The organism is Francisella noatunensis subsp. noatunensis, from assembly GCF_009823375.1.
GTDB lineage: Bacteria > Pseudomonadota > Gammaproteobacteria > Francisellales > Francisellaceae > Francisella > Francisella noatunensis.
The window spans coordinates 1-9,493 of the sequence record NZ_WBSX01000074.1; the positions used below are offsets into that span (position 1 = coordinate 1).

Sequence of the window (9,493 nt, forward strand, 5' to 3'; positions counted from 1 at the left end):
TTTTTAACTTTACAGGATAGCTTATGATTATTTGAAGTTCTGCGGCTTTGATATAGCTTCTGTGCTATCTCAGCATTATAGTCACTATTTATACTAGTGCGATTAAGTTCCTTTTTTATAGCTCTTTCACTATAGCCAATTTTATTGGCTATTTGAGATGTTTGGTATCCTAATTTAAGTAATTCTTCTATGCAATATCTATTTGAAAGAGTTAAGTGCTTTGGCATTTTTTAGTTCCTTATCGTTTATTTTAGTTTCGTCAAAACCTAATAAACTATATTTGGAACTCTCTTTCAACTATTTAAAACTTTCAGAATATAATCTAGCTAGTAAAATTAAGTAACTAATCAACTACGAGAAATTCTAATTTAAGCAACTATATTAGATTATACTCTAAGCTGATACCAAAGAATCAGTTATATCCGACTTTGGATAAGGTAGCTGCTTAATATTTTTAACAAAAGCTTTTGTATGATTCTTATCTAAATTATCTAAATTTATAGATACTGAATTAAGCGGATTATTATAAATATTTATATAAACAGTATCGTTTGTTAGATCTTTGATACTAGTAAATACTGTATGATCATAATATGTTTTACCATCTATGTTTTCAGCTACTACACCTTTAGGTATATCAGCATTATGCAGAATATGAGCTACCTTATTTAGAGTGCTTTCATCTTTGATATTATCATTATTAGAATAATAACCTAATACTGCTGTTCTGATAAACCTAGATGGTGGAGAATAATCACCAGGCATACCCAATAACCCATTACCTTGACCTAATGCATCAATGATTTTATAAGTATGATTTGGCACCATATCATTCTCATTATAAAGTTTCATACGAGATACAGTCTTATTTGACAAGTTCAGATAGTTTCTAATATTTACTAAATGCCAATCATAAGTAGGAGCATTTGTCATAACTTTCAGGTCTAATTCTAACTGATAGAAATGAACTTCACCTTTGACATACTCTACAACTATCGCACTTCCACTTTTATCTGATATCAAAAAGTGAAGTTCTGGAACCACTCCATTTACATCTGTTGACTTATCATTCCAAACTTTAATGTTTGCTAAACCCTTCTTAGCTTCATCAATACTATTATATTGACTTAAAATATAGGTTGCTATTTCTAAAATTGAAGCGTAATTTTCATCATCTTTGTCAACTTGTTGATACTGAGTAAAACCAGGTAGATAATTAGCACTAAGACTAAGCCCTTGATTATTTTGTCCATCAAGTATCGCAAAGTTATCTTTATTTATCGCTAATCCTATTCCTAATACAGAATATTTAGATAAATATTTTTTTGCTGGTAGATTTAGATCTTTAGGTGCAGTCAGTGTATGTGAAGTACCCGCTGGAATATATGTTAGACTCCAATCCCAAGTGAATCCACACTCCATCGTTCTACCTGCGACAACATCTCCATCATTACCTTTGAGTGTTATCGCTGTACATGCCATTGCAGAACTTGCTAACACAGTTGAGAGCAACAACACTGATTTCAAAAGTTTTTTCATTCTAAATTTCCTATACAAAAGCTAATACTTAAACAAACAATTTAATCACAATTTTAGGAAAATTAAAACAGTATATATTCTAGATAATGAGAATCTTAATATTTAGCCAGCTCTTACTTTAAGAAGTCTACTAATAAATATAAAAAATAATGCTATAGCTGTACCACTGAATGTTTCTATCAAACGTAAACCAGTATTTAGAAAAGGTGAATAACTTGGCTGATACAATCCTAATGCAACAATTACTCCAGCATTTGCACTACTCATTTTGATAGCATTCTCAAGATGTAGAGTCGCTGTGATAAGAACACTAATTGCCACAGCCAGAATCATGACATAATAATGATAACCTAAAATATATGTAAAAATAAATGCTGTGATACCACCTATTACAGAGCCTACAAGAATTTGAAAAGCTGCCAAATAAGAATCTCTAATACTTAATTGTAAAATTGTAGAAACTGTAATCAAACACCAAAAACCACCAATTATTGACTGTCCTCCATGCAAGAGGTTTGACATATAAAAACCAAACAAAAAACATATACAAGCAGCAATAGCAATTTCAAAGCTAATATAAATATTCTTGTATAACTGTAGTGGGGATAAATTCTTATTTATTTTCATTTATAACCTCAAAGAAATCTTGATATATTTGCAGCTCCTCAAAGTCTTCTATTTTTGGATGCTCATTATAAAATAGCTTAAAATACTCATTTTTATACAACGATCTAGGATTATTATCATCTGAAATGACTTTATCCCAAGCTTGTTGTTTTTGTTTATCTGACTTTTTATATCTCTTACCATAACTCTCTCCATCAGCAAGCAATGCTTCTGCTAAAAATAAATGTACTAAAGTTGGCTTAGATACTATCTTTTCCGCATTTGATAGATATTTTTCTAACAACTCTTTTGCACCTAAATGACTTATAACAAAAGTAGTATCAAATGCTTGATTTTTGTCTTTATCAAAATAAACATAAGTAACAGAGATATCTTGTTGCTCTGATAATGCCACTAATAGTGCTGTCAAATATAATTCAAATCGATGCTTAATACCAAAAGTTGAAGTTGTATATAACAAAACTTGATTATCTTTGATATGACAATTAGCCTCTAGCTCATATCCTAATATCTCTTGATGAAAATATTTAGACTCATAATTTACTAAATTCGCCTTATCTAATAGCTTTTGAATATTCTCAACTTCCTTATTAATCTCATTTTCAGTAAGTACAGATTCTGGAAGCTTACCACTTAGCTTAGCTTTTTTTATGGTTAATTCTTTGTCTTTCTCATTCTCAAGAGTGTTTAATAAATCTTGTTTAAATTTATGCTTATCTAAACTATTAATATCAAATGGCTCACTGTCTTCTAGTTCTTCAAAGTCATCCTCTAAATATAGTTCTAAGCCATAATTTGTATAAGCCTTAATAGGATCATCAAAGATTTTGACTAATTTAGAGATAGATAGTTGTTGTGGGAGCTTAGAGGCTACACTCAAACTATCGAGATACCCACCTATGTGGGTATGACTACTTATACAATTCCCCTTCGCTTCCTGAAGGAGTCGATTGCGCAAGCAAGACGGAGTAGTTTTAGTAGAATCATAAAATACCTTAGGCTCTGACTGTAACAACTTCAACCAAGCCTCATCATAACTTCTGTATTCATTAGCATAACATTTAGAACTAAAATGATGTAATGGATATTCTTTGATATCTTCATCTTGCCAATTATAGTTTGCTCGCAAATAACTTATTAACTCTTTGAGTATTAGACTTGGCTGTTGCTCAACATTAGTCTTAACACTTCTACCAATATAACTAAGATACAAATAATCTCGTACAGATGTAATAGCCTCTAGAAATAAATATCTATCATCATCTCGCTTAGTTCTATCGCCTTTAACTCTTCCAAGTCTTGCCATCAAATCAAAACTAATCGCAGATTCTTGGCGTGGGAACTTACCATTATTTAACCCTAGCATCGCTATCACTCTAAAAGGAACATTACGCATTGGTGTCATTGAGCAGAATGTTACTTTACCATTTAAAAAATGGTTATTAATAATTGGTTCAGATAACTGTGAAATCAGACAATATCTAATTGTATACAAATCAATCTCTTCTGCTAGCAATACATCTTTAGCTGTGGTGACTGTCTTTACGACTATATCTTTGATTTTCTTAGCGATATATTGCTCATCATTAGTTACATCAAAGACATCATCAAACATCTCCAAAAGATAGTCCTGCCATGCTTCTAAGCTTCTTGGTTTAAGTAGCTCTTGAGAATATCTCTCAAGTAGCTCTAGCAACTCATACAAGCCACCAAGTTCGACAATCTCACTACCTTCAATCACAGGTATAGTCATTAGTTTATCATCGATAATATGATTGCTATCACTATAGCTAAACCCTAGCATCAATCTCTTAAGTCCCCAGCTCCATGAGAATGTCTGACCATTATTACCATGATGAATACATGACTCTTTTAACCAATAGCGAATAGTTTCTAATTGCTCATCCGTAATTTTGAACTTTTGCTGAATTGCTGGTACAGCTAGATAATCAAGTATCTTATTAACTTCAAAGTTACTCTCTGGCAACTGCAAAAGCTCAATAAAGCTAGCGGCTAAAGGCTCTGAATCTAGTAATGTCCTATCTGCTATCGAACAAGGGAGCTTTTTATCTGTTGGATATCTTGAGAACACACTATCTATATACGGTGAATAATCTTCAATATTTGGACACATTACCAAAATATCTCGAGGCTTAATACTTGGATCTGCTTTGATCATATCCAAAAGCTTATCATGCAGAATCTGCACTTCTCTAAGTGGGCTATGGCACGAGTTAATACTGATGCTTAAATCTTTCTGCTTAGCATGATTTTGGCAATCAAGTTCGAGTAAATTCCGCTGTAGGCTTACTAGCTGTGTTTGATTATTATCAGCAAGTTTCTCAAAATCTAACGAATTTTTATCAAACTTTTCAAAGATTTCTAACTCTTGCTTTTCTTGATTTTCTAGAAGCTGGCTAAAAAATTCTTTACCTTGTTGACCTAGATTTGCCAAAAGAGGTTGAAGCTCATAGTCATCACTATCTAGCCAAGCTGAGATTTTGCTCTTGTGCAAATCATACCAATACTCACTACATGGATTAATATACAAAATATTAACATCAATATATTTAGCCAACTCAAATACAAAACCAAGATTTTTGGGAGATATAGTATTAACCCCAAATATATAGACATCATTTGGTATATTTAACTTTTCTAAGTTTTGTCGATTAAGCTTTTGGAGTGCTTCTGCTTGGACTTTGTATGGGGTATCTGGAACCTCCTTAACAAGAGCTTGCCAAAGTTGCATTTGCCAATCTTCATCACTCTCTGGTTTAGCAAGATTTATATACTCGCCCTGCTCCCACTTTTGCAACCACTCACTTCGATATGATATATATTTTGAAAATATTTCTGCTATTTTAACGGATAATTGATATTTCTTAAGATCACTATTGTGATAATACTCTTGAAGTTTAGGATTATTGATACTATCTAAACCTCTAAAAATTCTCCAAGCTAAAATATCTTTTGTGTATACTTTTTTAAATTCTTGTTTTGCTGTGAGTTCATAACAAATATCAAGTATATAACCATTTATCATGCCATATTTAAGATTCATCGCAATATTACGATATTGTGCTAACTGCATACTTAACCAATGTTGCATACCACGACTACCAACTATTAGCTGTGTTGGTGTAAACAAATCTTTTTTTTCAACATCTAGAAGTTTAGATAAAACCTGAACCAGATACTCAAGCTTATTTGATGGATAGGTGTATAGCGCCATATTTAACTAACAAGAATATTTATATTAGTTATTTTAGCAAATTGAGTAAGCAAAAAACTATTATTTCGGTTTGAAAAACTAAAAAGAATCCGCTCGAGCTTTTTCCCAAGATCTTGCAAAGCTAGCTGGCATATTACCATCTACCAAACTATTCTCTGGGATAAAGTCATACAAATCAATATATGATTTAATCTCATTTACAGATACGCGTTTTTTGAGGTTTTCTGGACCAATATCATTTGTGGATGTTAGACCCATTGCTCCAACGATTTCTAAGCATGAATTAATTGTAGCCTTATGGAAATTATATACACGATACATCTTATCCTCTACTACTAGTGCTTTTGCAAGACGCTCGTTTTGGGTTGCCACACCAACTGGACAAGTATTGTTATTACACTGGCGTGATTGAATACAGCCTACTGCCATCATCATCGCCCTAGCAGAATTACAAGTATCTGCTCCCATAGCAAATAATCTAACCATATCAAAACCAGTTGCTACTTTACTACTCGCAACAATACGAATCTCATCGCGTAAACCACATCCAACCAAAGCATTATGTACAAATATCAAGCTGTCCTCTAATGGCATACCTATATGATTAGAAAATTCTAGAGGTGCTGCACCAGTACCACCAGCTGCCCCATCTACAGTTATAAAATCAGGCTTGATACCTGTCTCAAGCATTGCCTTACATATAGCTAAGAACTCTACATGACTACCAATACAAAGCTTAAACCCTATTGGCTTACCATTTGATAAATCTCTTAATTGCTTTATAAAATAACAAAACTCAATTGGTGTTGAAAAAGCGCTATGTGCTGGTGGCGACAAGACATCTTTACCCATTGACACTCCTCTGATTTCAGCGATTTCTGGAGTTATCTTAGCAGCGGGCAATACACCTCCATGAGATGGCTTAGCCCCTTGAGATAGCTTAATCTCGATCATTTTAACACTATCTAGATTTGCTTTTTCAGCAAATTTCTCAGCAGAAAAACTACCATCTTCAGTACGACAACCAAAATAAGCTGTACCAATCTGGAATACAATATCACCACCCTGTAAATGATACTTTGTCAAACCACCTTCACCAGTACAATGACAAAATCTACCCAACTTAGCACCTTTATTCATAGCCATAATTGCATTAGCTGATAATGCTCCAAAACTCATCGCTGATATATTCAGATGTGATGCCATATATGGTTGTTTACAATCAGAACCACCAAATTTAACCCAAGTTTCAACTTCATCCAAATGTTTCGGTACTAGCGAGTGTGTTACCCACTCATAACCGACTCTATCAACATCTTTCTCAGTACCAAATGCTACGGTGTCATTTAGACCTTTAGCACGGCGATAGATTATCGATCTTGTCTCTCTACCAAATGGCTTTTCACTTTCATTATCTGCGATAAAATACTGCTGAATTTCAGGACGAATAAACTCAAGTATAAAACGCATATGCCCAACTATAGGGAAGTTTCTCAAGATTGCGTGTTTCGTTTGGGTAGTATCATATATTGCAATTACTGCCAAAACAGCTATAAAGCTTATACTGACCCATATTGATGCGTGGAGTAATGAAAGAGATAATAGAACTATTATCACAAAAACAGCAAAGCCTATATACCATTTGCGGCGCTCACTTATATGCATAGATTTTGACCTTAAAATTTATTTAAAGAATTAACTCTAAAGCTAATTTAGCATATATCTCATAAAGTTAAAATCTCTAAGTTTAGATAACACTAGTATTTACATTTAATTATCACAAGTATTTAGCTAATTTCATGATATCATCTGCTTAATAGTCATTTTATTTAGGACAAAACTATGAATAGAGATTTTTTTATAATACTATTTGCACTTTCTAATCTTATTATAGCATCAGTATTCATTAGATATTCAGAAGTTGGTCCTATTGCAAGTTTTGGTTATAGACTATTACTACCTTGTATATTTTTATATATTCATTTTTAGCAATTACCAAAGATGAAGAAAAACCATCAAAAAAATCGCTCTATATCGCCACGTTAACAGGATTTTTCTTAGCTTTAGATTTAGCTTTTTATATTATCTCTCTGATTTATACATCAATAGCAGAAGCTAGTCTTCTAACTAACCTTTGCCCATTTATTACAACTTTTATAGCTATCATATTTCTCAAGGAGAAAGTCTCTCTTAAATACTATTTAGTTTTATTGGTAGCATTTATTGGCTTATTACTTCTTATGAGTCAGGCAGGTCTAAGCTCTCAACACCTTTTAGGTAATTGGCTAGCAATTATATCTGCAGTATTTTATGCTCTTTTTATTATCTTTTCTAAGAAACTTAGAGACTCTTGCTCAACTTTTAGAATGATGTTTATTGACTCATTAAGTGGTTCAGTTGTATTATTTATATTAGCTTTTATTTTCAATGAACAGATAATTCCAAGTATCGCTAGAGGTATTGCGATTTTATTAGCTATAGCTCTATTTGGACATTTACTTGGGAATATACTATATATTAGTCGTATTAAGCATATATCATTAGTTCTTTGGTTTTACTAATTGGTCCAGTATTTGCATTGCTATATGGCTATGTTCTATTTAGAGAAACATTCTCAATACAACAACTTGTGGGAATGTTTATAATTATACTATCTGTTTATTTAGGCAAAAAAGTACTAGAGAAACAAGTAATTAAGTAGACTTTAAGAGAAAGAAAACTCTCTTATAACTATATCTATGTTAGATACTTTTTTGATTGAATCGTGTAAATCTCTTGATGAATCATCAGGTCGAGTTTTAATCACAAAATTTAGATCACGAGACTTTTTGTATAATTTATTGATTATACTCTTATTATAGTTATTTTCTAGAAGTGTAACTTGATGCCCAACTTTAGTTTCTAGAGCATGCCAACGCTCAACTATATATTTTCTTACTTCTGCTTTATATACTCTATTTACGACATGGTTCAAACTTACGTCTTGTATAGTATTTCTATTATCAGATGTATAGTGTTGCTTCATAACAGACAATAAATCTTTAATTTCCTAATTTTCTAATAGAATACTTTTTCTTATCATTTTTTAACTCCCTTATTTTATAAAAGTGCAGTTTTATCACACTTTTAATGATAGCTAACTTTTGCTATAAAGGGAAGTATTATTGCACTATTTTTCAAAAATTTATTGAATTGATGATTTGTCATCAATATACTTACATATAGAATATTCTATCTAGGATTAGAAATGTTTGATTACAAAACCGATCTAAAACCAGCCTTAAAAAGAATAGGCATGAAACAAGTCGAATTAGCCCAAAAACTTGGTAAAAGTGATCGCACTATCAAAGGTTGGGTTGCTGGTACTAATTGTCCTTCCTATGATGGACATATAGAGGTTATGAGAATACTAGGCTTAGAAGACAATTACCATCCTAATGATACATCTATAGTAGCTATTGCTAATGTTCCGGTATTCAGTTATGTTCAGGCTGGTGAGTTTACCGAATCTCAAGAAAGTATAGATCCTATCGACTACTTACAAATTCCTCATTCTCTTGTACCCAAAAACGGTTTTTCACTGAGAGTACAAGGTGAGAGTATGCTCTATGACTCTTCAGAATCTCAACTGCTTGGTCCTAAATATGCTAAATATACTCTCTACGAAGGTGAGAATATTTTAGTTGACCCTAGCGAAATTAGTCCTCAAAATCTAGTAGATAAGATTGTAGTTGCTAGAAACTCCGATGGAGCTACAGTTAAACTATTATATAAAGATAATAACCGCTTATATTTGATGCCACTAAACTCAAAATTTCAAAATAATGATGAAATCAAATCACCAACTGATGCGGTAATAATTGGTAGAGTTATTAACTCTTTTAATTTTAGAAGTTTTTAAGAAACTTAAACAAGCAGTCTTAATAGTTGATTATTCATAAAACAGCGTAGTAATTTAAATATCAGCTAGATTGTATTCTGAAAGTTTTAAATAGTTGAAAGAGAGTTCCAAATATAGTTTATTAGGTTTTGACGAAACTAAAATAAACGATAAGGAACTAAAAAATGCCAAAGTACTTAACTCTTTCAAAT

The 9,493-nt window shown here is 32.1% G+C and carries 7 protein-coding genes and 1 pseudogene; 2 read left to right on the forward strand and 6 right to left on the reverse strand.

Translation table 11 applies throughout. The annotated features are described in order from the left end of the window. The 5 genes from F8C69_RS06875 to F8C69_RS06895 form a co-directional block, all read right to left on the reverse strand. Positions 1–227: helix-turn-helix domain-containing protein (locus F8C69_RS06875; protein ID WP_159184567.1), on the reverse strand; the 227-nt coding region annotated here is incomplete at its 3' end. 166 nt (positions 228–393) lie between these two features. Then, entirely contained in the window at positions 394–1,539 is a 1,146-nt protein-coding gene (locus F8C69_RS06880; protein ID WP_159184687.1) for a choloylglycine hydrolase family protein, read from the reverse strand. 102 nt (positions 1,540–1,641) lie between these two features. Then, positions 1,642–2,166 carry an FUSC family protein gene (locus F8C69_RS06885; protein WP_159184688.1) on the reverse strand — a complete coding sequence of 175 codons (525 nt, stop codon included), beginning with the start codon at positions 2,164–2,166 and terminating at the stop codon, positions 1,642–1,644. After that, positions 2,153–5,401 (reverse strand): exodeoxyribonuclease V subunit gamma, encoded by a 3,249-nt coding sequence (recC, locus tag F8C69_RS06890; RefSeq protein WP_159184689.1) that lies wholly within the window; start codon positions 5,399–5,401, stop codon positions 2,153–2,155. The genes F8C69_RS06885 and recC overlap by 14 nt, the downstream gene beginning before the upstream one ends. 78 nt (positions 5,402–5,479) lie before the next feature. Continuing rightward, entirely contained in the window at positions 5,480–7,066 is a 1,587-nt protein-coding gene (locus F8C69_RS06895; RefSeq protein WP_159184690.1) for an FMN-binding glutamate synthase family protein, read from the reverse strand. Positions 7,067–7,243: 177 nt separating this feature from the next. Here F8C69_RS06895 and F8C69_RS06900 point away from each other — a divergent pair. Beyond that, positions 7,244–8,102: pseudogene (locus F8C69_RS06900) on the forward strand (DMT family transporter). A gap of 3 nt (positions 8,103–8,105) precedes the next feature. Here the strand turns inward: F8C69_RS06900 and F8C69_RS06905 are convergent. Then, positions 8,106–8,426, reverse strand: a complete 321-nt coding sequence (locus F8C69_RS06905; RefSeq protein WP_234384229.1) for a normocyte binding protein 2b — start codon at positions 8,424–8,426, stop codon at positions 8,106–8,108. A gap of 222 nt (positions 8,427–8,648) precedes the next feature. On the opposite strand from F8C69_RS06905, the gene F8C69_RS06910 reads away from it, so the two are divergent. Beyond that, positions 8,649–9,302 (forward strand): LexA family protein, encoded by a 654-nt coding sequence (locus tag F8C69_RS06910; RefSeq protein ID WP_159184691.1) that lies wholly within the window; start codon positions 8,649–8,651, stop codon positions 9,300–9,302. The last annotated feature ends 191 nt before the right edge of the window (positions 9,303–9,493 follow it).